This window comes from Aromatoleum diolicum (assembly GCF_012910955.1).
Lineage (GTDB): Bacteria > Pseudomonadota > Gammaproteobacteria > Burkholderiales > Rhodocyclaceae > Aromatoleum > Aromatoleum diolicum.
In genome coordinates this window covers 12,687-38,148 of record NZ_WTVQ01000034.1, presented here as the reverse complement: position 1 = coordinate 38,148, position 25,462 = coordinate 12,687, and the positions used below count along the sequence as shown (strand labels likewise).

Here is a 25,462-nt window from a genome sequence, read left to right as displayed (position 1 = left end):
CGGGCGATTGGGCGCCCGCACGAAGCAGGGTGTTGTTGGTTTTAAGGAAGCGGCATGATAAGGCACTGTGCGTGCGCCGGTCACGGCCCACCGCGGGATTGTCGAACAAAACTCTGGATGACCCGGCACAGAAGCGGACTCGCCGGGTGTTTGACGGAGCGCGCTAGAATGCGAATTTTTTGCGGTATGGCGGCGATGGAGAGAATCTGGAAACCGAATGTGACGGTGGCGTCGGTGATCGAGCGCGATGGGCGCTTTCTGGTGGTCGAGGAAGAGACCGCGGATGGCTTGCGCTTCAATCAACCCGCCGGACATCTGGAAGCGGGGGAGTCGCTGATCGAGGCGGCTGCGCGCGAGACCCTGGAAGAGACCGCGCACGGGTTCGTGCCGGAGTATCTCGTGGGCATTTACCAGTGGCCGGTGCCGAATGGCGACATCACCTATCTGCGCTTTGCCTTTGGCGGCACTGCAGGGGCCGAGCAGGCGGGGCGGGCGCTGGATGCAGGCATCGTTCGCGCGCTTTGGCTTACCCCCGACGAGTTGCGTGACTGCCGCGCGCGCCATCGCAGTCCGCTGGTGATGCAGTGCGTCGAAGACTGGATTGTCGGGCGGCGCTATGCGCTCGAGCTGATCCGGCATTATTCGGCCTGATCGATGCCGATGCGTGCCGTCGTGATCGCCTGCGTGATGGGATGCTGTGGCGTAGCGCATGCGGGGGCGTCGCTGGAAGTGTGTTTCAACTATGGTTGCGCGAGTGCCGTGCCGGTGATTCTGGATGATGATCGGTTGGCCACTGCCGGCGAGGTGTTGCATGGGGCGTCCGATGCGGTGACGGAACGCACGGCCATTGCGCGTGCGGTAGGTATGTTGCATCGCCTGGCGGGGGAACAAACGCCGATCGTGGCGGACCGCGCCGGCAATTTTCTCGATAACGGGGTCGACGGGCGCATGGATTGCATCGATCACTCGACCAACACCACGCGCTTTCTCGAGCTGATGGCCGCGCGCGGCTGGCTGCGGTTTCATCGCGTGTTGCCTCCGGCGCGACGCGCGCTGTTGATCTTCCAACACTTTTCGGCGGCGATCGAGGAGCTTGACGTACCGCTCGCGGAGGCGCCCGTGTCGCCCCCCGTGGCGATTCCAGACTACGTGGCGACGATGCTGGCCCTGTGCGACTGCAGCGAAGTGCTGGCGGAGATTGCTCCGGCGGAACACGCGCAGACGCTGCTGCGGCAGGCTGAGCCGGGTGCGCGCTTTGTGGTCGATAGTTGGTTTGTGGATCATGGTGAGCCGGCGGTAGTCTTGCCGCTGGCCGAATGGCTGAATGGAGAAGGACCGAATGTCCAGTAAAACCGATCCGAACGGGATGAAAGTGGTCGTCGGCATGTCGGGCGGCGTCGACTCCTCGGTGACCGCGCTGTTGCTCAAACAGCAGGGCTACGAGGTCACGGGCCTGTTCATGAAGAACTGGGAAGACGACGATGACGACGAATATTGTTCCACGCGTCAGGATCTGGTCGATGTGGCGTCGGTCTGCGACGTGATCGGCATCGACCTCGAGGTAGTCAATTTTTCCGCCGAATACAAGGACCGCGTGTTCGCCGATTTCCTGCATGAATACGAGGCCGGACGTACGCCGAACCCCGATATCCTGTGCAATTCGGAAATCAAGTTCCGCTGCTTTCTCGACCATGCGATGCAGCTCGGTGCGGATCGCATTGCGACCGGGCACTACGCCGGCGTGCGCGAGTGGGTGAATGACGGACGCACCGAATTCCAGCTGCTCAAGGCCGAGGACGGCACCAAGGACCAGAGCTACTTCCTCTATCGCCTGAGTCAGGCGCAACTGGCGAAGACGCTGTTTCCGCTGGGCGGGCTGTATAAGCGCGAGGTGCGCAGGATCGCTGCCGACGCCGGCCTGCATGTCGCGGAGAAGAAGGACTCGACCGGGATCTGCTTCATCGGCGAGCGGCCGTTCCGCGAGTTCCTGATGCGCTACCTGCCGACAAAGCCGGGCGAGATTCGCAGCCTCGACGACGGTCGCGTGCTCGGCGAGCACCAGGGGCTGATGTATCACACCATCGGCCAGCGCAAGGGGCTGCACATCGGCGGCATCAAGGGCAAGCAGGACGAGGCCGGCGAGCACGAGGCCTGGTACGTCGCGGGCAAGGATGTGAAGGCGAACGTGCTGTACGTGGTGCAGGGGCACGAGCACCCGGCGCTGCTGAAGACGCGCCTGACGGCCACTGACCTGAACTGGATTGCCGGGCGCGACCCGCATACCCACTGGGTGTACACGGCCAAGCCGCGCTACCGCACGCCGGACATGCCGTGCGAAATCGATGCGCTGGCGGACGGCCGGGCGGAGATCGCGTTCGCCCAGCCGCAATGGGCGCTCACGCCGGGGCAGAGCGTGGTGGTGTATGAATCGAAGGTGTGCCTGGGCGGCGGGGTGATCGTCTAGACGTTTCGGGGAGGGCGCTCCGCTGCCGTGGCTGCGGCGGAGCGATGCGGATTACGTGGGGTTCTTGTCCGCAAGGCCCTTTTTCAGCAGTTTCTCGACGAGCGGATTGATGGCAACTCCGCCGCCGTTGGCGGTGTTGTCTTTACCGAAGCGGTTCGGCGTGCCGGCATTTTTCATGCGGTCGCGGATTTTCAGGCCATTGAGTTTTTCGAGGTCGGTTTTTTTCATCGGTGATATCCGGTGTCGGAAGAACGGCGGACATGCTGCCGCGGGGCAGGCTGTCGGGATGCCGGGTGGAGGATCAGGGGGCGAGCGGTGCGGGGTGGATGCGCGGGTGCAGGCCGCGGCGATAGTGCTCGCAACGCTCGATGTATTCACGGGTGGTCTTGGGCATCGGCACGCGCGCCCGCGTGATGTAGCTCACCAGATCGCGGCCCTGCAGGATCAGGTTCACCCCGTCCACGGCAAGCTGCAGGTCATGTGCCGTGGTCGCTCCCGCTAGCCGCGGGCTGGTGCTGCCGAGACGTTCGGCTGCGACGGCAAAATCGGCCCACACGTCGAAGATCGCCGGATCGGTGCGCAGCGTTTCGCACTTGACCTTGGCGGCTTCGGTGAAACGCAGCGTGGGGTCTTCGATGCCTTCGAAGTAGCGCGAACCGGCAAAGGTTTCCACCATCACGCCGCCGATTCGGTCGATGTCGCGCAGGGTTTGCGAAATCTTGATGTAACGGCTGTCGTAGAAGGCTTCGACCGGAATCGAGAAAGCGCGGAAGGGCTCGCCCCACAGTTCGTCGATACCTTCCTCGCCGCTGCGGTGGCGCACCATCTTGCCGAGATTCAGCGCTTCCTGAAGGCAGAAACCGCACTCGCGCATCAGCGCGTTGTCAGTCTGGATCTCGATGCCGAGTTCCTGCAATTCCATCAGTTTCGTGAAGATGTCGGTCGCGCGGTTGAACAGCGCGCCGGCGAGCATCGCGCCTTTGACGCGTTTGCGTTCCGGATCGGGCTCAACTTCGAAGGCTTGCCGGGCTTCGTCCAGCCGTTTGCCCGGGATGTTGATGCCGTGTTCGACATGGTTGAACAGGCGTCGGGTGAGACCCTCGATCAGTTGGCGTTTGGCGCGCAGGGTGTCGGCCGGCGGGTCATAGGCCTTGATCCAGTAGCCATCGTAGAAAACGCGTTCCACGCCGTCGATGAAACGCTTGGTGCCGTTGGCGGTGACGGATGTATTCATTGAAGGTGCTGCCCGGGCGAATTGTGCAGGAGGCGCGTGAGCGTAGGATCGTCTGTGCTGAAAGCCGAATCTTACGGCAAGCGTGCGTGGACGACGCTGCGCGTCCCGACAATTTTTTCCGCGACATGATTCGCATCCCGTCGATGGCGGGTGGCGCAAATGCGCTGCGGGCGGGGGCTCACACGAGGTCGGACGGTATGACGGCGCGCAGCACTGTCTGCGTTTCCCCGTCGCGGACGCGGTTGCTGAACCACCATAGTGCGCCCTTCTTGATCGTCCAGTCCGCTTCGACCCCCGACAGCAGCAGCGCGGCCATGCGTCCGAGCGCAGGCTGGTGGCCGACGACGAGGCAGGCGGTTCCCGAATCCGGCCAACCGGTCGCCGCGAGCAGGTCGGCAACATTGCCGTCCGGGCCGAGCGTCGGCACGACCTCGAAGCTGTCGCTGAAGGCCGTTGCGGTCTGGCGGGTGCGCACCGTCGGGCTGACGAGCACGCGCAGCTTCTTCGGGCGGCGCTGGTCCAGCCACGCGGCGACCTTCTGCGCCTGCCGCTGGCCACGCTCGGTCAGTTCGCGCGCGTGGTCCGGGCTGCCGTCGACCGCCTCGGCATGGCGCCATAGCAACAGGTCCATGATGTCCTCCTCCTTGAAAGGGGCGACAGCCTATGCGGTATCCATTGCGTCAGGATGACAGCCGTTCCGTGGTGTAGCCGAGCCGTGCAGTGTCGCGTGTGCGTGCTCTACTTGCCCCAAGGCTTTTTGCCGGGCAGCAGCCGGTCGAGGTCGCGCAGCGCACGGCGGCCGAGGCGGGCATAGTCCCGCCCGTGCCAGCCGCACACGAAGGCTGCGGCCGCGCGCAGTTCGGGTGTCTCGCCTGCCCACTGCGCAAGCCGGTCGCGGGCGACATCGACGTCATTGATGAAGCCAAGTGCATTTTGCGCCCGAACGACGGCGGCGAGGTAGGCCTTGCCTGCCTTGGCAGGCATCAACGGGGCGAAGAATTCGATGCCGTAGCGCAGCCGTTTGAGCGCGATGCGCAGGGCATGCAGGTGGGCGGGCACACGGTCGGCGGCCGCTGCATGGCGGCGGCGGACTTTCTTGAGCAACCGGTCCAGTTGCAGCCGGGCGAAGGTGCGCAGGTCCGTGGCACCGATCAGGCTGTTGGCAGGCAGCGCGTACAGTGCGGCGCTGAAACCGAACAGCAGGCGCCCCTGGGCGGCGGGATCGAGGCTGCGCAGGGCGTCCTGACGTGCCTGGTCGCGGGCGTCGCGGACACGCTCGGCAAGCCGGGCCACCGCCGCCGCTTCGCTGCCGCTGTGGCCGGCGTCGTCGGTGGTGACCGGTGCCAGAATTTCCTCGTACAGCACGTCAAGGTCGCGCGCTTCGGCAAAGGTGTCGGCGTTCTGGGCGAGACGCGCCTTCCAGTCGTCAACGAAATCGGCCGGCAGGGCCGGCGCGAAGAGATCCAGCAGCGAGCGCAGGCGCCTCAGCGCGACTCGCAACTGGTGGATGAATTCGGGTGTGCCCCCGGTCGCGGCACCCACGGCGTTGGCCTGCCACTGACGCAGGCAGGAAGACGCCAGGCTGCGAAAGGCTTCGACGGGCGTCTGGTTGGCGTCGATGGTCGAGGTTTCGGCGCGCAGCGGAGTGAGAGGCTCACCCAGATGCAGACGGAAGCCGCGTTCAGCCTTGCTCAGGTCGCCAGGCATCAACGGGATGTCGGCGGCGAGGCGACAGGCGAGCAGCAGCAGGTCGAGCGGCTGTCCCTCGACCAACTCGAGCTCGAGTTCGCAGATCGGTTCGCGGCGTTCTCCGGCGATAACCTCGCCGGTGTCAATCATCATCAGGATGCGTGCCGTGTCATCCTGCGTATAGAGACGGGTTTCGCGCCGGAACCGGGTTGAAAATACCGGTGCCAGGTCGGGCGAATGGCGCAACAGGAGTTTGCGTACCTTGGGCGCGTCGATCGCCGAGAAGTCAAAGGTGCCACTGAAGGCTTGTTCCCATTCCGGGCGCTGGGTGAGCCCGCCCGTGGATGCGGCTGCGCATTTGACGGTCTGCAGTTGCACGCGGCCATGACGGCGGGTGCGCACGGCGATCTTGCGCGCCTTGAGGGCCAGCTCCGGCGTGTCGAAATAGGTGTTGTCGAGCGTCACCGCATTACCCTGCTTCGCGGCGCCCGCGATCAGTGGATGGCGGCGCAGCGCCGGCAGGGCCTTGCGCGGCAGGGTGAGTTTGAGTTCGACTTCCTGGCTCATGGGGCTCGATCGCACTGTAAGGGTGCGTGGGATTGTAGTCGCCCGTTCAATCCCTGGTCATGCACGAAACCGTGAACTGAAATATTTCAGTCTGCCACGCATGGCCTGCTGTGATGTCGTGAGCGTCACTCTTCGCCGAACACCTGTTGCCACAAGCTGCGCACCGGTTCGCGCGCGAGCGCGACTTCGCCGGGTTCGACGCGTGAGGGCAGGTCGTTGAGGCGCTGGCGGTGTTGCAGATGGCGCAGCATGCGATAGCTGTCGCCGCCGCGCCCGGCGAGTCCGGCCGGGATCAGGCCGAGTTCGCCAGCGATGCGTAGCAGCGCGATGTTGCCGAGATTGCCGGTGAGTTGCGGATGCTGGTGGGCGTAACCGAGCACGAGGTACTGGACGAGAAACTCGACATCGATCAGGCCGCCGGCGTCGTGCTTGAGGTCGAACAGCTCGCTCTTGCCGGAATGGGCGTCGCGCATCTTGCGGCGCATTGCGAGCACTTCCGCTCGCAGTGTGTCGAGATCGCGCGGCTGGCGCAGCACTTCGCAGCGGATGCGTTCGAAGGCTTCGCCCAAGGCGGGGTCGCCGGCGGCGAAGCGCGCGCGGGTGAGGGCCTGGTGTTCCCATACCCAGGCTGATTCGAGCTGGTATTTGCGGAAGGATTCGAGCGAGCTGACGATCATCCCCGATTCGCCGTTGGGCCGCAGGCGCAGGTCGGTTTCGAACAGGATGCCGGCGGCGGTCTGGCTCGACAGCCAGGTGTTCAGCCGCTGGCCGAGACGCGCATAGACTTCGCTGGCCTCGGGGGCCTCGTCGTCGCTGAGGAACACCAGATCGAGGTCGCTGGCGTAGCCGAGTTCCTTGCCGCCGAGCTTGCCATAGGCGATGACCGCGAATTTAGGCACTTCGCGATGGCGGATCTTGATCTTGCGCCACACGGTTGGAATGCTCAGGTCGAGCATCAGGTCGGCGAGCGCGGAGAGGTGGTCGGCGAGCTTTTCCACCGTCAGCATGCCGGCAATGTCCTGCGTCAGCAGACGAAATACGAGGGCATGATGCTGCTCGCGCATCATGTCCATCTGCCGTTCCATGTCCGGTTCGGCGGCATCCAGCGCTTCGGCGATCTGCTTGCGCACTGCCGTCCAGTCCGGTTCGGACTGAAGACTGCGGTTGTCGAGCAGTTCGTCGAGCAGGATCGGGTGGCGGGTAAGGAATTGCGCCGCCCAGCGCGAGGCGCTCATCAGGTCGGCAACTCGGCGCAGCGCCTGCGGGTACTGTTGCAGCAACGCCAGATAGGCGCCGCGTCGGGTGATGGCTTCGAGCAGATCGAGACAGCGCGCGAGGGTTTCATCGGCGCCGGGAGTGCTGGCGGCTGCTTCCACGACGCGCGGAATCAGTGCATCGAGGCGACTGCGGATGTGGTTGGGTAGTTGCTGGTAGCGGTTGCCGGCATGGATTGCGGCGAGGCGATGCGCGGCAGCCGGCGGGTCGCGGTAGCCGAGTTTGGCGAGGATGGGTTCGGCCTGGCTTTCGTTTTCGGCGGCGGCCCACATGCCGTCGAGGGTGTGGCCTTCCTCCGCGGGGTCGCCGAAGACGTGCTCGAAGTACCGGCTGACGGCGGCGCGGTGGCGGTCGAGCACTTCGAGCATTGCTGCGTAGTCGGCAAAGTTCATCGCGCGGGCAATGCGCGCGCGGTCGTCGTCGTTGTCCGGCAGATCGTGCGTCTGGGCGTCGTCGAGGTATTGCAGACGGTGTTCCAGGCGCCGCAGGAAGTCATAGGCGTCGGACAGTTCCGCGACGGCCTCGGTGCTCAGCATGCCGCGTTCGGCGAGCAGTGCAAGCACCTTGAGGGTGGGCCGCAATTGCAGTGCGGTGTCGCGCCCGCCGCGGATCAGCTGGAAAACCTGGGCGATGAACTCGATTTCGCGGATGCCGCCGGGGCCGAGCTTGATGTTGTTGGCACGGTCGCGGCGCGCGACTTCGCGCCGGATCTGCGCATGCAACCCGCGCATGGCGTTGATCGCGCCGAAATCGAGGTACTTGCGGAAAACGAAGGGGCGGGCGATTTTTTCGAGTTCGCCAAAGCGCTCACCGGCCAGCACGCGCGCCTTGATCCACGCGTAACGCTCCCACTCGCGCCCCTGGCTGATGAAGTAGTTTTCCAGCATGTCGAAGGATCCGACCAGCGGGCCGGAGTCGCCGTTGGGGCGCAGTCGCATGTCGACGCGGAAGACCTGGCCGTGTTCGGTGACCTCGGCGAGTGCCTGGATCAGTTGCTTGCCCAGGCGCTCGAAGAATTCGAAGTTGCTGATGACCTTGGCGCCGCCGGTGTCGCCGTCCTCAGGGTAGATGAAGATCAGGTCGATGTCCGACGAGACGTTGAGTTCGCGGCCGCCGAGCTTGCCCATGCCGATGACCAGCAGTTCCTGTTCCCAGCCGCTTGGGGACACGGGGGCGCCATAGCGCTGGACGAGGTTTTCGCGCAGGACGTCGTGCGCCGTGCGGATCGTGACTTCGGCCAGCACCGTCATGGTCTCGGTGACTTCGGCGAGGTCGGCCATGCCGTTGAGGTCGCGCACGAGAACGTGGCATACGACCCAGGTCCGCAGTTTGCGCAGTGTGGCGCGCAGGCGCGCTTCGTCGAGACCGGCGTCGATCACGAAGGCCTGCATTGCGTCGGCATCGAGCCGCTGATGCAGCGATACAGCAAGCCGGTCGGCGAGCCACGGGCGCGAGTCGAGCATACGTTGCAGGAAGCGCGACAGGGACGCTGCGCAAGAAAGTGCTTCGGATGGCTGATTCGAGGCGACGGACATGGGAGGCGAGATCCGGAACGTTGGTAGAATGAGCGGTTCCAGACGCCTGATGGCTGTGCGGAGGCGGTGGATGCGGAGTGGATTGTAGCCAAGCCTGTCCGGATTCAGTCGTATCGTTCCCGGCTTCGGGCTTTTTTGCAGATGAACGCACCTCACGCTAATCCTCCTGACACTCGCATTGCACCGGAGCCCGCACGACGCGGCGGGCTGTGGCGTGCGCTGTCGATCGTGTTCGTGGTCGCGTGGTTTGTGTGTGGCCTGAGCTTTCTGCTGGTGCGTGAAGTGGTGGTGCCGCGCATTGGCGAATACCGGTTGCAGATTGCCGCGGCAATCGGCGACGCAGCGGGGCTGCCGGTTTCGATCGAGGCGGTGTCGGCTGACCTGTCGGGCCTGCGCCCGCGCCTGCATCTTTCCGGCTTCGAATTGCTGGACCGTGAGGGACGCCCGGCACTGCGCCTGGAGACCGTCGATGCGACGTTGTCGTGGTCCTCGATCCTGCGTGCCCAACCGCACTTTTACCGCCTCGAACTGAAGGCCCCCGAGCTGAGCATGCGCCGCGAAGCCGATGGTCAGATCTTTATTGCGGGCGTGCGCATCGACCCGGATGCGTCGGATACCACGCTTTCCGACTGGCTTTTTGAACAGCGCGAAATCGTCATCCGCGGCGCCCGCCTGAACTGGTCAGACGCCTTGCGCGGGGCGCCCGAGTTGCAACTCGAGCAGGTCGACTTCCGTCTTCTGCGCAACGGTCCGCGCTATCGCTTCGGCCTGCGTGCACAGGCGCCGGCCGAGCTTGCGCCAATGGTCGAAGTGCGCGGTGACTTGGCCAGCCGTGCCCCCGCGGATCCAGCCTCGTGGCTGGGACAGATCTATCTTGCCGCCGATGAGGCCAGTCTGGGGGGCTGGCGCACGTGGGTCGATTACCCGATCGGGCTTGCCGGTCAAGGCGGAGTGCGTGCATGGATTGCCGTGGGTCAGGGGCAGATTACGTCACTGTCGGTGAATCTGGCGCTTGCCGATGTGCGCACGCAACTCGGCGAAGGCTTGCCCGTGCTGGATCTGGAAAGCGTGCGTGGCCGTCTCGCCGGGCGCCGCACGGCGGCGGGCATGGATTTTCTGGCGCGCGATCTCGAATTGGTGACCGGCGACGGGGTGCGCATCGATCCGACCGACATCGAGTTGAGCTTGGGCGGGGTGGAGGACGGTACGCCGGACTTCGGCAAGTTCACCACCAATCGGCTCGATTTTGCGGCGCTGGCGCGGCTGGCTTCGCATCTGCCGTTCGAGTCGGGTGTGCGCGAACGCCTCGCAGCCTTTGCCCCGCGCGGAAGCGTGGATGACGTGCGCCTGGAGTGGCGCGGGCCACCCGAGCAGCCGGAAGCGTGGAAGCTCCGCGCCCGCTTTGCCGATATCGGCCTGAACCCGCAGGGGGTGTTGCCGGGGCTGTCCGGGATGTCGGGCGAAATTGATGGCGACGAGCGCGGCGGGCGTTTCCGCCTCGTCGGTCGCGACGCGGTGCTGGACTTGCCTGCGGTGTTCCCCGAATCGCGCATGGGTTTTTCCACCCTGCGCGCGGAGGGCGGCTGGACGCGGTCGGCCGGGAGGCTGGAGGTCGCGCTCGACAGTGCAAGTTTCGAGAACCCGGATGCAAGCGGCACGGCTTCCGGCCGTTACTGGCCGTCCGACACCGGACCGGGAGAAATCGACCTCAGCGCACGCCTGACGCGCGCCGAGAGTGAGTCGGTATGGCGCTATCTGCCGCGTGTAGTGAATGACGAGACCCGCATGTGGCTGCGTCACGGCATCGTCGGCGGCAAGGTGCCGGACGCGCGCCTGCGGCTGAAGGGGAATCTGAACGATTTTCCTTTCCGCGACGGCAAGTCCGGGCAGTTTCTGGTGTCCACGCGGGTGTTCGGCGCGCGGCTTGACTATGCGGAGGGCTGGCCCTCGATCACCGATATCGACGGCGAAGTGCGGTTCGAGGGGCCGGGCATGCGTATCACGGCGGACCGTGCGCGCATCTTCGACGTGGCACTCGCGGGCGTGGTGGCCGAGGTGCCCGATCTGGATTCGCCGGGCGGGGAAATCATGACGATTCGCGGTCGCGCCAGCGGTCCGACGGCGGATTTCCTGCGTTTCGTGTCGGAGAGCCCGGTGTCGCGGCGCATCGACGGCTTCACCGACGGGATGCGTGCCGAAGGCAGTGGCAACCTGGATCTGAAGCTGGAGTTGCCTCTGCGCAATATCGACGCGAGTACCGTCAAGGGGGAATACCGCTTCGCGGCGAATCGCCTGTGGGTCGTGAATGGCTTGCCGGCGCTGGACGAAGCCGCCGGCGCCGTGCGTTTCACCGAAATGGATCTGGCGATTCCCGAAGCGCGCGCACGGCTCTATGGCGAGCCGATGCGTCTGGTCGCGACGACCGCGAAGGATGGCGGGGTGAGTTTCGCCGCCACGGGTGCGGCGCGGCTGCAGGCGGTGCGCGAGGCCCACGACTGGCCCGTGCTGGCGCATCTGTCGGGGGCTGCGCAGTGGCAGGCGCAGATCGACGTGCGCGCGCACAGTGCCCGTGTAGCGGTGCAGTCGGAGCTTGTCGGCGTGGCATCGAGTCTGCCGGAGCCGATGAACAAGAGTGCGAGTGCGGCCTGGCCACTCAAGGTCGCGCTCGAGTTTCCCGCCGGTGGTGAAATCGAAAGTATTCATGTCGCTCTCGAAGGGCGGGCGGAACTCCAGATGGAACGCCGTCGCGTCGGTCAGACCTGGGAAATCGCGCGTGGTGGCCTCGGCGTGCTGACCTCTCCGCCGCCCTCCGAGCGGGGATTGGAACTGGCCGCCAAGCTTGACGTGCTCGATGTCGATGCCTGGCGCAAAGTCTTCGAAACGGCTGCCGACGGGCCCGTGCCGACAGGCACCGAGACGGCGACGAACCCCATGGCCGGGATCGCCGGGATCGATATGCGCGCGCAGCGCGTCAGCGCATTCGGACACACCCTGGCGTCCGCGCACTTGACGGCACGGGCCGATGCCGGGGGGTGGAAGGGGCGCATCGCCAGTCGCGAAGCCGAAGGCGAATTCGATTGGCGCGACAGCGGCGAAGGAACGCTGCGCGCGCGCCTGAAGCGGGTGGCGCTCGGCGCGGAAAAACCCGAGCCGGGCTCATCGGAGCCGGAGTCCGATCGTGACGATCCCGCCGCCGAGGAGTCGCCGCGCCGCTTGCCGGCGCTGGACATCGTTGTCGATCAGTTCGCGTTGCGCGGTACCGAGTTTGGCCGTCTCGAGTTGCAGGCGCGCAATCGGCGGGGAATGTGGTACCTGGATTCGGTGACGGTCGCCAATCCCGACGGACGCCTTGCCGGTTCCGGCCAGTGGCGGCCCGGCACGCGTCCGCAGACGGATCTGGATTTCCGTCTTGAGGCCCGCGACATTGGTCAGCTTGCTAGCCGCCTGGGGTATGGCGAAGTGGTACGTGGAGGCAAGGCGGTGCTGGCGGGCAAACTGGTTTGGCGCGGCGCGCCCACCCATATTCACTTCCCGTCACTAACGGGCACGATGATGGTGGAGGCCGAGGGTGGGCAGTTCCGCAAACTGAATCCCGGCATGGGACGCCTGCTCGGGGTGCTCAGCCTGCAGGCCCTGCCGCGCCGGTTGACCCTGGATTTTCGCGACGTGTTCAGCGAGGGATTCGCCTTCGACAGCATTTCCGGTAGCATCAATGCGTCCAGCGGAGTGATGCGGACCGACGATCTGCAGATCCGGGGGCCGGCCGCCAAGGTGTCGATGAGCGGCTCGGTGAATCTGGACGACGAGACGCAGAATCTGCGGGTAGTGGTGCAGCCCACGCTGTCGGAATCGGTGGCAATCGGTGCCGCGGCCGGACTCATCAATCCGGTGGCGGGCCTGGTGGCTTACGTGGCGCAGAAGGCGTTGAGCGATCCCATCGAGAAGCTGTTCGCCTTCACCTATTCGATCACTGGCAACTGGGCCGATCCCAGAGTCGAAAAACTGTCGGCCGCAGCGCCTGCCGCGGCTCAACCAGATCAGGAGTAAATGCGTGAGCAGTCCTGCCTCGCCCCGTCCTTCCGCTCCCGTGCGCATCGCCGCCGTGCAGACCGTATCCGGCCCGGATGTGGCGGAAAACCTGCGCGTGGCGGGCGAGCTGATTGCCGAGGCGGCGGGCGGCGGGGCGCAACTCGTCGCGCTGCCGGAATATTTTCCGCTGATTACCGCCGATGAAACCGCCAAGATAGCGATTCGGGAGGCCGACGGCAGCGGGCCACTGCAGGATTTTCTGCGCGAAACCGCGGCGCGCCATGGCATCTGGCTGGTGGGTGGCACTATTCCGATGTTCGCCGATGCCGACGGAAAAGTGCGTAACAGCACGCTCGTGTATGACGCGCGCGGCGAACGGGTCGCCCGCTACGACAAGATCCACCTGTTCGGCTTCCAGAGGGGCTGCGAGCGTTATGACGAGGCGGCGACCATCGAAGCCGGGCGCGAGGTTGTTACCTTCGATGCCCCCTGTGGTCGTGTCGGACTGTCGGTATGCTACGACCTGCGCTTTCCCGAACTTTTCCGTGCGATGGGGATGGTCGATCTGATCATCCTGCCTGCGGCCTTTACCTACACCACCGGGCGCGATCACTGGGAAGTGCTGCTGCGTGCCCGCGCCATCGAGAACCAATGCTACGTGATGGCGCCAGCACAGGGTGGGCACCACCCCAGCGGACGTGTCACGTGGGGCCACACCCTGATCGCCGACCCGTGGGGCCAGATTCTTGCCTGCCGCGAGGAGGGGCCGGGTGTCGTGTGGGCCGACATAGAACCCGCCCGTATCGCCGCCGTGCGCGACAGTCTCCCCGCCTTGCGTCACCGCTGTCTGGACGTTCCCGGCCGCTAGGTAACGGCTGTCCTTCGCGCCCGGCCGCGGCTTCTGCCGTGGGCTCTTTTGACCTTATTTGCGCTGACCATGTCCAACTGGACAACCCAATACTGGACGAACAATGAGCAAAGTACTGAACCCCCTCAAGGTTGCGGATCGCTATCTGCTTAGCCCCTACGATCTCGATGATGCCGCGGTCGAAAAGGTATTCCGCAAGCTGATGCGCCACCGCCTCGATTACGCCGACCTGTACTTCCAGTACCACCGTTCGGAGGGTTGGAGCCTGGAGGAAGGCATCGTCAAGTCGGGCAGCTTCAACATCGAACAAGGCGTCGGCGTGCGCGCGATCAGCGGAGAGAAGACCGCCTTCGCCTACTCCGACGATATCTCGCTGCCGGCCCTGACCGCGGCGGCGGAAGCCACCCGTGCGATCGCCGAGGCGGGCGGGCGGCGCAGCGTTGCGGTGAAGCCGCATGTGGCGAAATCGCGCTTGTATCGAGGCGAAGACCCCCTTGCGTCGCTTGACGATACGGCAAAGGTGCAACTGCTCGAGCGCCTCGAAGGTTTTGCGCGCGCCGAAGATCCGCGCGTGACGCAAGTAATGGCGCACATCGCCGGCACGTGGGAGGTCGTGATGGTTGCGCGTAGTGACGGGCACATGGCTGCAGATGTGCGTCCGCTGGTGCGCATATCGGTCACCGTCATCATGGAAGAAAATGGCAATCGCGAGCAGGGCAGCGCCGGCGGTGGCGGGCGTTTCGATTATGGCTATTTCGACGACGAGCGCCTGCGCGAATACGCGCATGCGGCCGTGCATCAGGCGAGCGTCAATCTCGATGCCGGTCCGGCGCCCGCGGGCACGATGACCGTCGTGCTCGGTCCGGGCTGGCCGGGCATCCTGCTGCACGAGGCGATCGGACACGGGCTGGAAGGCGACTTCAACCGCAAGGGCAGTTCCGCCTTCTCCGGGCGTATGGGACAGCAGGTCGCGGCGAAGGGTGTGACGGTCGTCGACGACGGTACCATTCCCGATCGCCGCGGTTCCTTGACCATCGACGACGAGGGCAACCCCACCGAGCGCACGGTGCTGATCGAGGACGGCATCCTCACCGGTTACATGCAGGACACGATGAATGCCCGCCTGATGGGTGTGAAGCCGACCGGCAACGGCCGTCGTGAATCCTTCGCCCACCTGCCGCTGCCGCGCATGACCAATACCTACATGCTGAACGGCGACAAGGCGCCCGAGGAAATCATCAAGTCGGTGAAGAAGGGCCTGTATGCAGCGAATTTCGGTGGCGGTCAGGTCGACATTACTTCCGGCAAGTTCGTATTCTCGACCGCCGAGGCTTATCTCATCGAAAACGGCAAGGTCACTCGCCCGGTGAAAGGCGCGACGCTGATCGGCAACGGTCCGGACGCATTGACCCGGGTGTCGATGATCGGCAATGACATGGCGCTCGATCCCGGTGTCGGCACCTGCGGCAAGGACGGTCAAAGCGTGCCGGTCGGTGTCGGCCAGCCGACACTGCGCATCGATGGCCTGACGGTCGGTGGCACGGGCTGAAACGCCCTGGCGCCGGTGATGTGACGTGGCGGAGTGTCAGTGCTCCGCCACTTCCAGGATATTTTCCACCTCGCGTACGCCGCGCACCGCCATCGCCGCGCGTTGCGCCCGGCCGCGCTGCTCGTCGCTGGTGACCACGCCGGCCAGAGTCACCAGCCCGGAATGGGCCGACACGGCGATATGCGAATTGCGCAAGCCCGGATCGGCACTGAGCGCAGTCTTGATTTCCCGCTGTACATGGCGGTCGCGCTCGTCGCTGATGATTGGTGTCGTAGCTTGCGCGGCTGCGGCAAGACTGGCGGCCTCGGCCGCGGTGCAGATCGAAAACGCAATCGCCGTGGTCGTGAGAACGGAGGCGACGGTCTGGCGCGCAATGGTTTGTCGACCGATGCTGCGGGAAATAATCATGCTGTGGCTCCTTCTGCGAGGTGCTGTGAGGTGTGGCGCTCATCGCGCCATGTCAGCGTTTCAGCAGATGCCGTGCCAGGCGATATTTCCCTATATTTTTCAGGATATTGCGCGGTTGCCAAAATCCTGGTGAGGCGCACGTGCCCGTCAGCGAGAGTCGGCGCGTGGAATCTGTCGGGGATTGGCGACAGATTCCACGGGTCCCGCACAAATCATTGATTCAGTGGTATTCCTGTTGTCGCTCACGGACGACGTCGGTTCCATCGCCGCGAAACAGGCTTGGTGTCAGCGCGTGACGTTGCAGCAGGCGGTAGAACTCGGTGCGGTTGCGATCGGCCAGTCGCGCCGCATCGGATACGTTGCCGTCCGTCAGTTTCAGCAGCTGGATCAGGTAGTTGCGTTCGAAGCGCAGTTTCGCCTCGGCGTAGCTGAGTGCCTCGATGCTGGGGCCGCGCAGCGCGCGCTCAACCAGCGCGAGCGGAATTAGCGGCGTAGTCGATAATGCGCATGCCTGTTCGACGACGTTCTGCAACTGGCGGATGTTTCCCGGCCATGCCGCGGCGGCGAGCGCCTCGAGGGCTTCGGGGGCGAATCCGCGCAGCCGTTTGTGGTACTTGCGCGCCAGTACATGCAGGAAGTGGTTCGCCAGCAAGGGAATGTCCTCGCGGCGCTGATCGAGCGTAGGCAGCGTCAGGCTCACTACATTGAGGCGGTAGAACAGGTCTTCGCGGAACTGCCCGTCGGCGAGCGCCAGCTCGAGGTCGCGATGGGTCGCGGACAGAATGCGCACATCGATCGGTTCGGAACGGCTCGATCCAACCGGCCGCACAGCCCGTTCCTGCAGTACGCGCAGCAGCTTGACCTGGAGCGCCAGGGGCATGTCGCCGATCTCGTCGAGAAACACGGTGCCGCGGTTGGCGGCCTGAAACAAGCCGGTATTGGCCGTTGCTGCGCCGGTGAAAGCCCCCTTCACGTGACCGAAAAGCTCCGATTCGAGCAGTTGCTCCGGAATCGCTCCGCAGTTGATCGCAATGAATGGTTCATCGGCCCGCGGGCTGGCTCGGTGAATGGCGCGCGCCAGCAGTTCCTTGCCGGTGCCGCTGTCGCCCCGAATCAGGATGCTGGCGTCGGACGCGGCAACCAGGCGCGCCTCGTCCAGCACCGTCGCCATATGGTTACTGTGACTGATGATCCCGTCGCGCCAGCTGATGTCGGTTCGCTCGTCGCAGGCATGTGTGGGGCCGCTGATCTGCAGTGCCTGCGCAATCTTGTCGAGCAGCGCCTTGCTGTCGAAGGGCTTCGTCAGATAACCGAAAACGCCGCGTGAGGTGGCCTCGACCGCGTCGGGGATGGTGCCGTGCGCGGTCAGGAGGATCACCGGCAGGGCGGGATAGGCGCGGCGTATGTCTTCGAAGAGCACCAGCCCGTCGCGGTCCGGCAGGCGCACGTCGCTGACCACGAGGCCGAAGCGTTCCACCGCCAGACAGGTCAGGGCCGCTTCGGCGCTCTCTGCGGTGCTGATGCGATAACCGCTGGCACGCAGGCGCATCGACAGCAGGCGCAGCAGGTCGGTGTCGTCGTCCACCAGCAACAGGTGAGCGCCGGCATGCGGAGCCGGGGTATTGCTTGTTGCGGGCTGGCTGGTTTTCATCGTGTTGTTCTCCGTTCGGCCGGCGTCTGCAGCGGAGCCGCAGGGGCGGCCGGCCGTATCGGCAGCGTGCGTTCAATCTCGGCCAGGGCGTTGAGTTTCTCCTGAAGCTGCTCGCCCTGTTTCTGGCTGTCCTTGAGTTGCTGTCCGGTGCGTTCAAGCTGCTGCGTCAGCCGATCGGCAGTGTTTTCGAGGCGCTGGCGTTCCTGCAACTGATCGGCAAGCAGACGGGCGAGCGGGTGTAGCGTGACCGCCTCCGGCTTGTCCGAATTGTTGATCGCATCGAGCAAGCTCAACGCCCGCGGCAGGCTGTTGCTGCCCTGGGGATGGCTCAACAGCATGGCCTGCTTGATTTGGCCCAATGGGGACACGCTACCCACAGTCTGCGTCGGCCGCTCGCGTGCCAGTTCACTTGCGCTCATGCCGCGTATCGACAGGTGGTAGGCCAGTGCGGCTCGCACCGTCTGCGCGGTACCGCTATGGCTGCTGACCAAAGGCGGCAGATCGGCGGCCACCGTGCGCCCGTTCGCGCAGCCGGCAAGTGCTGTGACCAATGCAACGATGAACAGCGTCACTGCTAAGTGTGGCCGGTTGTGTACCGACTCCGGCAAAGCGTGGTCTCGGAGCACGGGGTCAGCTTTCATTGGGCAGTTCGATCCGGAAATGGGCACCTCTCGCGGCCGCGAGCAGTTCTACTCGTCCACCATGAGCAACCACGAATTCGCGCACGATCGACAAGCCCAGTCCGCTGCCGTGTCGTGGCACCGACGGCTGGCGGCTGCCCTGGAAGAAGGGCTCGAAAATGCGTTCCGCTTCATCGACTTCAGCGCCCGGCCCCTGATCGATGCACTCGATGCGCACCTTGCCCGCGAGGTTGCGCAATGTCAGGCGGATCTCACCGTCGCGGGGGCTGAACGACACCGCATTGGCGAGCAGATTCGCCAGCACGATGCGCAGCTTGTCCGGGTCGGCGCTGAACTCGGGCGGGTCGCCGCGCAGCACCACCTTCAGGTTGCGGGTCTGGATCGGCAACTGCTGCTCCGCGATTACGACTTCCGCCAACGTGCGCAGTGACACCGGGCGCCGCCGCAGGCTGCGCGCGTCGAATACCGCGGCGTTATAGCCGAGCAGGTCTTCGATGCGCGCCTGCAGGCTGCGCGTGTTGTGTTCGAGAATGCTCACCACTTCCTGCTGTTCCCCGGTCAAGCCGCCGACGACGCCGTCTTCGAGCAGCGCGATGCCCTCGCGCAAAGAAGCGAGCGGCGTTTTCAACTCGTGCGACACATGTCGCAACACGCGATTCCGGTTGGCCTCAAGGTCGGCCAGCCGCAGACGCAACCAGTCCAGCCGGCGCCCGACGCGGCGCAGGTCGGCTGGGCCCGGGATGACGACCGGTTGGTCGAAGCGGCTCTCTCCCAATGCCTCGATGGCTTCCTCGACCCGATTCACCGGGCGCAACACCCACCACCCGGTCAGTGCCGCCAATGTGCAGGCCGCTACAATCGCGGCGAGCACGTGCCACGCGAGCCGGTTGCGGTTGGCATCGACTTCGTCGAGCAGTGCTTGCCCCTGATGATCAAGCTGTGCGCGCACCTCGTTTGCCAGTTGCTCATTGAGTGGTGGCAGACGGCTTAGCGCCGCGGTTGCCGGCTCGTTGTTCGTTCCGGCGAACAGGGCCTCTCCGGCGGCAGTCGCTGCACCACGCCATTGTTCGGTCAGCGACGTGATGCGCGGTGCCTGGAGTGCCGCGATATGTGCCAGTGCGACGAGTGATTCTTCACGTGCCTGCTCGAAACGCTCGCGCAACACCGGGTCATGCAGCACCAGGAACTGACGCGCGCTGCGCTCCATGTCCACACTGCGTTCGCCCAGTTGCTGCACTGCGGTTGAAAACCCCAGGGCGTCGCGTGCGCTCGCCCGGTGGCGCGCCGCAAAGTCTTCCAGCGCAAACAGCCCACCCAGCGCAGTGGCACCAAGGATCGCAGCGATCAGTAGAAAGCTCGCCAGCAGAGTGTGGCTGAAGGACAGACGGGACATTAGGGCAGTCGGTGCGACGCGGAGACCGGCCGCGCAGTTTAGGTTGTGCAACGGGGCTCCGGGCGTAAGGAAGTGCAAGCCCATGTTTCACGATGCAAGCATGTCGTCTCAGGGCGACGGATGAAAATCACATTAAAACAATAACTTGAATTATATTTGGACAAATGTTGTCACTAATCGGCGACACTTTTTGCCCATTTTGCCTGCGCCATTGCCATCGTAATAAAAAAATAAAAAGAAATTCAATGGCTTGCGTGCGTGGTACGGTGTTTGCGTGGCACTCTCCCGGGGGCGATGACTGTCGGCCCGGAAACGTTCACGGAATCAAGGAGAGAATATGTTCAACAAACCCGCCCTGTTCCCAAAAGTCGCAGATCCCCAGGTCGCGCGCGGTCCGCGCGTCGGTCCGGGTAGTCTGACCTCGGGTTCGGCGTCCAGCCTGTCACGCAGCGCGTCGGAGTCGGCTGTGTCGGAGAGCGAAGCTCCGACCGCCACGGTGGACGAGCGTTCGGCGACGGTTTCGGCCGCGCCGGCAACGGGAGCTGTTGGCGAGGATCCTGCGCGCGAGACCGGCAGCTGCTTGATTGTCGGCCCGGACGTCAAGCTCAAGGGCGCCGAGATTCTCGACTGCGACACGCTTGTCGTCGAAGGGCGGGTCGAAGCGACGATGGACAGCCGGGTCATCCGCATTGCGGAAAAAGGTTCGTTCTCCGGGACGGTCGGTATCGACGTGGCCGAGGTTCATGGCCGCTTCGAGGGTGAGTTGACCGCGCGCAGCCAATTGATCATTCACGCCACCGGCCGGGTCAGCGGCAAGATCCGTTACGGCAAGATACTGATCGAGGAGGGTGGAGAGATTTCCGGTGACGTGCAGTCACTGGCAACCGCGAAGGAGACGGCGCGGGATCCGGTGCGTTCAGTCGGACGCGACGATTCCCCGGTGAAGGTCGCCATCGGCGCCTGACACGTGGTGGGCGATCCGGCCCGACCGGATCGCCCAACTTGGTTCCGTTGCTCGCGGAAGGTCTGGGCCCCGGGGTTTCAGCCGTCGTAGTCCTCGTCTTCGTCCAGCCCGACGGTAAAACGCGACAACAACGCTTGAAGTGCTGCGCTGTTTTCCGGCTGATCGAGTTCGAATAGCCGAAAGCCGGTGCTGCAGAATTCGGGATTGGCATCCGCGCCGGACCACATCGCCTTGGCTGGCAACGTTACACTACGCGGTATGCCGTGATCGTCCGGCAGATCGATCCGCAGGCGGTAGATCCGGTCCGTCTGCAGGCGGTTGGGGCCATAAACCAGCAGTCCGCCCTTGCTGATGTCACCGATTCGTCCGATGAATCTGCCGTCGTCGTCATCGTAGACGCGAAAGGAAATTGCAATAGAGCGGCGGCGAAACAGGCGGCTTTCCATGTCGACTCCAGGTTCGGTGAATTCCGGTCGAGGCTCGGGCGATTATTCCGCGGGGGCAGGGGGGCGATAGTGCCTGGCGCGGGTGAGGCTCAGTTGGTGCGGCTGCCGCGTTCGTCCACAGCAAGTTTCACCGCTTGATACGCCCAATGGTTCTCCCAGGCGGCGCGCACCAGATTCGGGTACTCCGGTTTCCCCAGACTGCCGTTGTAGCGCCCCAACGCACGGAACAGGTCGCCCTTCTCGATGTCCAGGTAATGACGCAGGATCGTGCAGCCGTAACGCAGATTGGTCCGCAGGTGAAAGAGATTGTCTTCCGGCAGACCTATGGTCTTGACCCAGAACGGCATCACCTGCATGTAGCCGCGCGCACCGGCACCGGATACCGCGTATTTGCGGAATGCACTCTCGACCTGGATCAGCCCCAGCACCATCTGCGGATCAAGCCCCGCGCGGGTGGCTTCATAATGGACGGACGTCAGCAGCTCCTCACGATAGCTGCGATCCGGAATGCGTCGCTCCAGGCGGCGCGACATGTCCTGCAGCCAGCGCGTTCGCTCGCCCGCATCGGCAATCAGCAATTCGGGGGCACGGGCGTCACTCACAGCGGCATGCAGCGCCGCGCGCACGCTCGCAGCCATCGGCTGATAAACCTGGTTGCCGGCCACGGCCGCATTCCAGATGCCGGCAAGACCGGCCACCAGAGCGGCGCGCAGCAGGATGCAGCGGATGCGTATCATGCGTTTGTTATAGCTGACGCTTAAGCGCTGCGCAGTTTATCGGCGACGAAACCTGCCAGATCGGTGATCGCCACCTTTGTGGCCTCGGCGTCGCGCCGGCCCTGATATTCGGCCAGCCCCTCCTTCAAACCGCGCTCGCCGATCACCACACGATGCGGCACGCCGATCAGTTCCCAGTCGGCGAACATCACGCCCGGACGTTCGTCGCGGTCGTCGAGAATCGCGTCGACGCCCGCGGCGATCAGCCCTTCGTAAAGCTTCACTGCCTCGGCCCGCACGGCCTCCGACTTGCCCCAGCCGACAGGGCAGACGACGATGCGGAAGGGCGTGATCGCATCCGGCCAGATGATGCCGCGCGCGTCATGGTTTTGTTCGATCGCCGCGCCGACGATGCGCGTTACGCCGATGCCGTAGCACCCCATCTCGAAATGCTTCGGCTTGCCGTCCTCGTCGAGGAAGGTCGCATTCATCGCCTTCGAGTACTTGTTGCCGAGGTAGAACACGTGGCCCACTTCAATGCCGCGCTGGATCGCGAGCCTGCCCTTGCCGTCCGGGCTTGGGTCGCCTTCGATCACATTGCGCAGGTCGGCGACGAGATCGGGTTCCGGCAGATCGCGGCCCCAATTCGCGCCGGTGTAGTGGAAGTCCGCGTCATTCGCGCCGCAGATGAAGTCCGCCATATTGGCGACTGTGCGGTCGGCGACGATCTTGACCGGCTGCTTCATACCGATCGGGCCAAGGTAGCCGGGCTTGCAACCGAAGTGGGTGAGGATTTCCTCTTCCGTGGCGAAGCGGAACCCGCCCTTCAGGCCATCGACCTTGCCTGCCTTGACTTCATTCAGATCGTGATCGCCGCGTACCAGCAGCAGCCACACGGTGACCCCGGCCGGCTTGCCCTTTTCATCCACGTCGTCGGTCGCAAGCACCAGCGACTTGATGGTGGTGGCGAGCGCCACGCCGAGCAGCGTGGCGACGTCTTTACAGGTCGCCTTGCCCGGTGTCGGCGTCTTCTCCAGGCCGCGGGTCGGCGCTGCACGCGACGCTAACAGCGGCAGCGCCTCGGCCAGCTCGATATTCGCGGCGTAATCGGAATCCGGGCAGTAAACGATGGCGTCCTCGCCGGTATCCGCGATCACCTGGAATTCATGCGACCGGTCGCCACCGATCGCGCCGGTGTCCGCCGCCACTGCGCGATAAGTCAGGCCCAGTCGATCGAAAATGCGACAGTAGGTGGCGTACATCGTGTCGTAGCTGCGGCCCGCTGCATCCACGTTGCGATCGAAGGAGTAGGCATCCTTCATCGTGAATTCGCGTCCCCGCATCACGCCGAAGCGCGGCCGGCGCTCGTCGCGAAACTTGGTCTGGATCTGGTAGAAATTCTTCGGCAACTGGCGATAGCTCTTTAGCTCCTGGCGCGCAATATCGGTGACGACTTCCTCCGAGGTCGGCTGCAACGCAAAATCCCGTTCGTGACGATCCTTGAAGCGCAGCATCTCCGCGCCCATCTTTTCCCAGCGGCCCGTCTCGTCCCACAGCTCGGCCGGCTGCACCAATGGCATCGTCAGTTCGAGTGCCCCGGCACGGTTCATTTCCTCGCGAACGATATCCTCCACCTTGCGGATCACCCGCAGGCCGATCGGCAAATAACTGTAGATGCCGGCCGCAACCTTGCGGATGAAGCCGGCGCGCAGCATCAGCTTTTGGCTGATGATCTCGGCGTCGGAGGGGGCTTCCTTGAGGGTCGAAATGAAATACTGGCTGGCGCGCATTCTGGGGTCCGCGAGGGGTCGGTTGGGCAAACGCAGAATTTTAGCCTGTCGCGTGCCTCGCGGGTACGCGCATCGATGTTCCATGCCGCAATCCGGTGCCGTACCGCCGCGAGCGTCGTGAAGTCTGACCCCCACACCCGCATGCTCGGGAACGCAACGGCGGACGCGCCTTTCCAACGCAGGGTAAGTGTGAAAAAATCTGTTCAGTTCATGAATTAAAGGTTTCATCATGCTCGACCGTGAAGGCTATCGCCCGAACGTCGGCATCGTTCTGGTGAACACGCGCAATGAGGTTTTCTGGGGTAAGAGGATCCGCGAACATTCCTGGCAGTTTCCACAAGGCGGCATCAAGCACGGGGAAACCCCCGAGCAGGCGATGTTCCGGGAACTGTTCGAAGAAGTGGGTCTGCGTCCCGAGCATGTGAAGATTCTTGGCCGCACGCGTGGTTGGTTGCGGTACGACGTTCCGAAACACTGGATCAAACGGGAATGGCGCAATACCTACCGTGGGCAGAAACAGATCTGGTTTCTGCTGCGTCTGGTGGGGCGTGATTCCGACGTCTGTCTGCGAGCCAGCAATCATCCGGAGTTCGATGCCTGGCGCTGGAGTGAGTACTGGGTGCCGCTGGATGCCGTGATTGAATTCAAGCGGCAGGTGTACCAGCAGGCCTTGCTGGAGTTGTCAAAAACCTTGTTCCGGGTTCATCCCCGAGACTTGCCCGAAGCCTACCGGGTTGTGATCGACGCCGATCAGCCCTGAGTGCCGCATCCCTGCCGCCGCGACGTGCCCCGAGACGCATGGGGTCGCTCGCGGCGGTTTTTTTGTCCCCGCGATCCTGGCAAATGCCATTCGTCCGTTGTTACGTGGGAAAGTGGCATTTTCGCTGAACTCTGCGCATTCGCCGTTGTCCGATGGGCTATGCCGGCCGTCGTCGGCTGCGACGCCCCGGTGGGGCTGATCGCCGTGCGGGGCGTGATGCGATCACGGCGAATTCACGAGCTGCGACGCAATGCTCGATGCGCCCCTCTCGTTCATCATCCGCAATGGGAGGTGCTCATGAACCGGGACTTCGAACCGCTTCCGCAGGCCCGTTTGGCTGGCCTGCACTGCGAAGTGGCAAAAACCGACAGCAGCCGCAGGGTCACGCAACAGTCTCCCGCGATCGAGGTCATGACCGATCTCACTCGCATTCCCGCCGCAACAATCGCGGCCGACACACCCCTTGCCGACGCCAACCGCGCGATGATCCTGCGCGGCGTACGCCTGCTGCTGGTCACCGATTCGCGCCAGCAGGTGCGCGGAGTCATCACGGTTGCCGACCTGCTGGGCGAACGGCCAGTGCGTACGGCGCGCGAGCGCGGGCAACCGCTCGGGGAATTGACGGTCGAGGGTGTGATGACGCCGCTCGAAAAAACCGAAGCCGTCGAACTCGGTGAAGTCATGCGTGCCGATGTCGGGCACATCGTCGCGACGCTCAAGCGCTCCGGCCGTCAGCACGCGCTGGTGCTCGAACGGGAGGAGGGCGGTCGCGGATTGATCCGCGGAATCTTCTCTGCGTCGCAGATCGCGCGCCAGCTTGGCGAGCCGCAGCCGATGAACACCGAGATCGCCCGTACCTTCGCCGAGATCGAAGCCGCCATTGCCGCCTGATCGCGTCGGCGTGATTGTCGTAACACAGCCCATAGTCTGGCGCAATCAAATGCATAGAGGCATTCAATTTTCGGCCGCGGAAAATCCCTTCTACCCTTAGGGTAGCCCCGGCTCCCTGCCGGGACTTATCTCCGAAAACACAGAACGAGGAGAGCGCGATGCAACTGAAAGGCTCGAAAACCGAGGAAAATCTCAAGGCCGCTTTTGCCGGCGAATCCCAAGCCAACCGCCGGTATCTGTATTTTGCTGCCAAGGCCGACGTCGAAGGACAAAACGACGTCGCAGCGGTGTTCCGCTCGACCGCCGAAGGTGAAACCGGCCATGCGCATGGCCATCTGGAATATCTCGAAGCCTGTGGCGATCCGGCAACCGGTTTGCCCATCGGCGGTACGCGCCTCAACCTCGGCGCCGCGATCGCCGGCGAAACGCACGAATACACCGACATGTATCCGGGCATGGCCAAGGTCGCACGCGACGAAGGTTTCGACGAGGTCGCGGACTGGTTCCAGACGCTCGCAAAGGCCGAGCGCTCGCACGCCAACCGCTTCCAGAAGGCTCTGGACGCGCTCCAGGACTGATCGGCGCTGTCGCG

General features: G+C 64.3%; 22 protein-coding genes. 10 read left to right on the top strand and 12 right to left on the bottom strand.

Going from position 1 to position 25,462, the window contains the following annotated elements; translation table 11 throughout:
• Nucleotides 1-195: 195 nt before the first annotated feature.
• From GPA25_RS17435 to mnmA, 3 genes are all read left to right on the top strand, one after another.
• Nucleotides 196-651 (top strand): NUDIX hydrolase, encoded by a 456-nt coding sequence (locus GPA25_RS17435; RefSeq protein ID WP_169261697.1) that lies wholly within the window; start codon nucleotides 196-198, stop codon nucleotides 649-651.
• A gap of 108 nt (nucleotides 652-759) precedes the next feature.
• The gene (locus GPA25_RS17430; protein ID WP_343034988.1) at nucleotides 760-1,350 is read left to right on the top strand and encodes a hypothetical protein; all 591 of its coding nucleotides are present in this window, start codon (nucleotides 760-762) and stop codon (nucleotides 1,348-1,350) included.
• Nucleotides 1,351-1,366: 16 nt separating this feature from the next.
• Complete coding sequence (mnmA, locus tag GPA25_RS17425; protein WP_169261695.1) at nucleotides 1,367-2,464, top strand: tRNA 2-thiouridine(34) synthase MnmA; 1,098 nt, start codon at nucleotides 1,367-1,369, stop codon at nucleotides 2,462-2,464.
• 51 nt (nucleotides 2,465-2,515) lie between these two features.
• Here mnmA and GPA25_RS17420 read toward each other — a convergent pair whose 3' ends face one another.
• The 5 genes from GPA25_RS17420 to glnE all read right to left on the bottom strand — a co-directional run bounded on the left by GPA25_RS17420 (nucleotide 2,516) and on the right by glnE (nucleotide 8,764).
• Entirely contained in the window at nucleotides 2,516-2,692 is a 177-nt protein-coding gene (locus tag GPA25_RS17420) for a hypothetical protein (protein ID WP_169261682.1), read from the bottom strand.
• Nucleotides 2,693-2,765: 73 nt separating this feature from the next.
• Nucleotides 2,766-3,698 (bottom strand): hypothetical protein, encoded by a 933-nt coding sequence (locus GPA25_RS17415; RefSeq protein ID WP_169261681.1) that lies wholly within the window; start codon nucleotides 3,696-3,698, stop codon nucleotides 2,766-2,768.
• 178 nt (nucleotides 3,699-3,876) lie between these two features.
• Nucleotides 3,877-4,329 (bottom strand): SixA phosphatase family protein, encoded by a 453-nt coding sequence (locus GPA25_RS17410; protein ID WP_169261680.1) that lies wholly within the window; start codon nucleotides 4,327-4,329, stop codon nucleotides 3,877-3,879.
• A 107-nt stretch (nucleotides 4,330-4,436) separates the two neighbouring features.
• Complete coding sequence (locus GPA25_RS17405; RefSeq protein ID WP_169261679.1) at nucleotides 4,437-5,954, bottom strand: CYTH and CHAD domain-containing protein; 1,518 nt, start codon at nucleotides 5,952-5,954, stop codon at nucleotides 4,437-4,439.
• A 125-nt stretch (nucleotides 5,955-6,079) separates the two neighbouring features.
• Nucleotides 6,080-8,764 carry a bifunctional [glutamate--ammonia ligase]-adenylyl-L-tyrosine phosphorylase/[glutamate--ammonia-ligase] adenylyltransferase gene (gene glnE / locus GPA25_RS17400; RefSeq protein ID WP_169261678.1) on the bottom strand — a complete coding sequence of 895 codons (2,685 nt, stop codon included), beginning with the start codon at nucleotides 8,762-8,764 and terminating at the stop codon, nucleotides 6,080-6,082.
• A gap of 141 nt (nucleotides 8,765-8,905) precedes the next feature.
• On the opposite strand from glnE, the gene GPA25_RS17395 reads away from it, so the two are divergent.
• From GPA25_RS17395 to tldD, 3 genes are all read left to right on the top strand, one after another.
• Entirely contained in the window at nucleotides 8,906-12,811 is a 3,906-nt protein-coding gene (locus GPA25_RS17395) for a YhdP family protein (protein WP_169261677.1), read from the top strand.
• A gap of 4 nt (nucleotides 12,812-12,815) precedes the next feature.
• The gene (locus GPA25_RS17390; RefSeq protein WP_169261676.1) at nucleotides 12,816-13,661 is read left to right on the top strand and encodes a nitrilase-related carbon-nitrogen hydrolase; all 846 of its coding nucleotides are present in this window, start codon (nucleotides 12,816-12,818) and stop codon (nucleotides 13,659-13,661) included.
• A gap of 103 nt (nucleotides 13,662-13,764) precedes the next feature.
• Nucleotides 13,765-15,210 (top strand): metalloprotease TldD, encoded by a 1,446-nt coding sequence (gene tldD / locus GPA25_RS17385; protein WP_169261675.1) that lies wholly within the window; start codon nucleotides 13,765-13,767, stop codon nucleotides 15,208-15,210.
• Between the two features lie 36 nt (nucleotides 15,211-15,246).
• Here tldD and GPA25_RS17380 read toward each other — a convergent pair whose 3' ends face one another.
• From GPA25_RS17380 to GPA25_RS17365, 4 genes are all read right to left on the bottom strand, one after another.
• Nucleotides 15,247-15,618 carry a BON domain-containing protein gene (locus GPA25_RS17380; protein WP_169261674.1) on the bottom strand — a complete coding sequence of 124 codons (372 nt, stop codon included), beginning with the start codon at nucleotides 15,616-15,618 and terminating at the stop codon, nucleotides 15,247-15,249.
• 220 nt (nucleotides 15,619-15,838) lie between these two features.
• Nucleotides 15,839-17,269, bottom strand: a complete 1,431-nt coding sequence (locus GPA25_RS17375) for a sigma 54-interacting transcriptional regulator (protein ID WP_169261673.1) — start codon at nucleotides 17,267-17,269, stop codon at nucleotides 15,839-15,841.
• Nucleotides 17,266-17,841 (bottom strand): permease, encoded by a 576-nt coding sequence (locus GPA25_RS17370; protein WP_169261672.1) that lies wholly within the window; start codon nucleotides 17,839-17,841, stop codon nucleotides 17,266-17,268. Before GPA25_RS17370 ends, GPA25_RS17375 begins: the two co-directional genes overlap by 4 nt.
• Before the next feature lie 58 nt (nucleotides 17,842-17,899).
• Nucleotides 17,900-19,303: a sensor histidine kinase gene (locus GPA25_RS17365; RefSeq protein WP_169261671.1), complete on the bottom strand. Its 1,404-nt coding sequence runs from the start codon at nucleotides 19,301-19,303 to the stop codon at nucleotides 17,900-17,902.
• Nucleotides 19,304-19,640: 337 nt separating this feature from the next.
• Between GPA25_RS17365 and GPA25_RS17360 the strand changes: the two genes are divergently transcribed.
• On the top strand, nucleotides 19,641-20,267 hold the full coding sequence (locus tag GPA25_RS17360) for a bactofilin family protein (RefSeq protein WP_169261670.1): 627 nt from the start codon (nucleotides 19,641-19,643) through the stop codon (nucleotides 20,265-20,267).
• 77 nt (nucleotides 20,268-20,344) lie between these two features.
• On the opposite strand, the gene GPA25_RS17355 is transcribed toward GPA25_RS17360, so the two are convergent.
• The 3 genes from GPA25_RS17355 to GPA25_RS17345 form a co-directional block, all read right to left on the bottom strand.
• A complete protein-coding gene (locus tag GPA25_RS17355) occupies nucleotides 20,345-20,713 on the bottom strand; it encodes a PilZ domain-containing protein (RefSeq protein ID WP_169261669.1) in 369 nt (122 codons plus the stop codon).
• 89 nt (nucleotides 20,714-20,802) lie between these two features.
• Nucleotides 20,803-21,450, bottom strand: a complete 648-nt coding sequence (locus GPA25_RS17350) for a lytic transglycosylase domain-containing protein (protein WP_169261668.1) — start codon at nucleotides 21,448-21,450, stop codon at nucleotides 20,803-20,805.
• A gap of 20 nt (nucleotides 21,451-21,470) precedes the next feature.
• Nucleotides 21,471-23,219, bottom strand: a complete 1,749-nt coding sequence (locus GPA25_RS17345) for a proline--tRNA ligase (protein WP_169261667.1) — start codon at nucleotides 23,217-23,219, stop codon at nucleotides 21,471-21,473.
• A gap of 229 nt (nucleotides 23,220-23,448) precedes the next feature.
• Between GPA25_RS17345 and GPA25_RS17340 the strand changes: the two genes are divergently transcribed.
• From GPA25_RS17340 to GPA25_RS17330, 3 genes are all read left to right on the top strand, one after another.
• The gene (locus GPA25_RS17340; RefSeq protein ID WP_169261666.1) at nucleotides 23,449-23,979 is read left to right on the top strand and encodes an RNA pyrophosphohydrolase; all 531 of its coding nucleotides are present in this window, start codon (nucleotides 23,449-23,451) and stop codon (nucleotides 23,977-23,979) included.
• Between the two features lie 297 nt (nucleotides 23,980-24,276).
• Nucleotides 24,277-24,870: a CBS domain-containing protein gene (locus GPA25_RS17335; RefSeq protein WP_169261665.1), complete on the top strand. Its 594-nt coding sequence runs from the start codon at nucleotides 24,277-24,279 to the stop codon at nucleotides 24,868-24,870.
• A 158-nt stretch (nucleotides 24,871-25,028) separates the two neighbouring features.
• Nucleotides 25,029-25,448 (top strand): rubrerythrin family protein, encoded by a 420-nt coding sequence (locus GPA25_RS17330; RefSeq protein WP_169261664.1) that lies wholly within the window; start codon nucleotides 25,029-25,031, stop codon nucleotides 25,446-25,448.
• Nucleotides 25,449-25,462: the final 14 nt, after the last annotated feature.

Coding starts and splice junctions, on each gene's coding strand:
- GPA25_RS17435 (WP_169261697.1), top strand. CDS start 196: ATGGAGAGAATCTGGAAACCGAATGTGACGGTGGCGTCGGTGATCGAG.
- mnmA (WP_169261695.1), top strand. CDS start 1,367: ATGAAAGTGGTCGTCGGCATGTCGGGCGGCGTCGACTCCTCGGTGACC.
- GPA25_RS17420 (WP_169261682.1), bottom strand. CDS start 2,692: ATGAAAAAAACCGACCTCGAAAAACTCAATGGCCTGAAAATCCGCGAC.
- GPA25_RS17415 (WP_169261681.1), bottom strand. CDS start 3,698: ATGAATACATCCGTCACCGCCAACGGCACCAAGCGTTTCATCGACGGC.
- GPA25_RS17410 (WP_169261680.1), bottom strand. CDS start 4,329: ATGGACCTGTTGCTATGGCGCCATGCCGAGGCGGTCGACGGCAGCCCG.
- GPA25_RS17405 (WP_169261679.1), bottom strand. CDS start 5,954: ATGAGCCAGGAAGTCGAACTCAAACTCACCCTGCCGCGCAAGGCCCTG.
- glnE (WP_169261678.1), bottom strand. CDS start 8,764: ATGTCCGTCGCCTCGAATCAGCCATCCGAAGCACTTTCTTGCGCAGCG.
- GPA25_RS17395 (WP_169261677.1), top strand. CDS start 8,906: ATGAACGCACCTCACGCTAATCCTCCTGACACTCGCATTGCACCGGAG.
- tldD (WP_169261675.1), top strand. CDS start 13,765: ATGAGCAAAGTACTGAACCCCCTCAAGGTTGCGGATCGCTATCTGCTT.
- GPA25_RS17380 (WP_169261674.1), bottom strand. CDS start 15,618: ATGATTATTTCCCGCAGCATCGGTCGACAAACCATTGCGCGCCAGACC.
- GPA25_RS17375 (WP_169261673.1), bottom strand. CDS start 17,269: ATGAAAACCAGCCAGCCCGCAACAAGCAATACCCCGGCTCCGCATGCC.
- GPA25_RS17365 (WP_169261671.1), bottom strand. CDS start 19,303: ATGTCCCGTCTGTCCTTCAGCCACACTCTGCTGGCGAGCTTTCTACTG.
- GPA25_RS17360 (WP_169261670.1), top strand. CDS start 19,641: ATGTTCAACAAACCCGCCCTGTTCCCAAAAGTCGCAGATCCCCAGGTC.
- GPA25_RS17355 (WP_169261669.1), bottom strand. CDS start 20,713: ATGGAAAGCCGCCTGTTTCGCCGCCGCTCTATTGCAATTTCCTTTCGC.
- GPA25_RS17350 (WP_169261668.1), bottom strand. CDS start 21,450: ATGATACGCATCCGCTGCATCCTGCTGCGCGCCGCTCTGGTGGCCGGT.
- GPA25_RS17345 (WP_169261667.1), bottom strand. CDS start 23,219: ATGCGCGCCAGCCAGTATTTCATTTCGACCCTCAAGGAAGCCCCCTCC.
- GPA25_RS17340 (WP_169261666.1), top strand. CDS start 23,449: ATGCTCGACCGTGAAGGCTATCGCCCGAACGTCGGCATCGTTCTGGTG.
- GPA25_RS17335 (WP_169261665.1), top strand. CDS start 24,277: ATGAACCGGGACTTCGAACCGCTTCCGCAGGCCCGTTTGGCTGGCCTG.
- GPA25_RS17330 (WP_169261664.1), top strand. CDS start 25,029: ATGCAACTGAAAGGCTCGAAAACCGAGGAAAATCTCAAGGCCGCTTTT.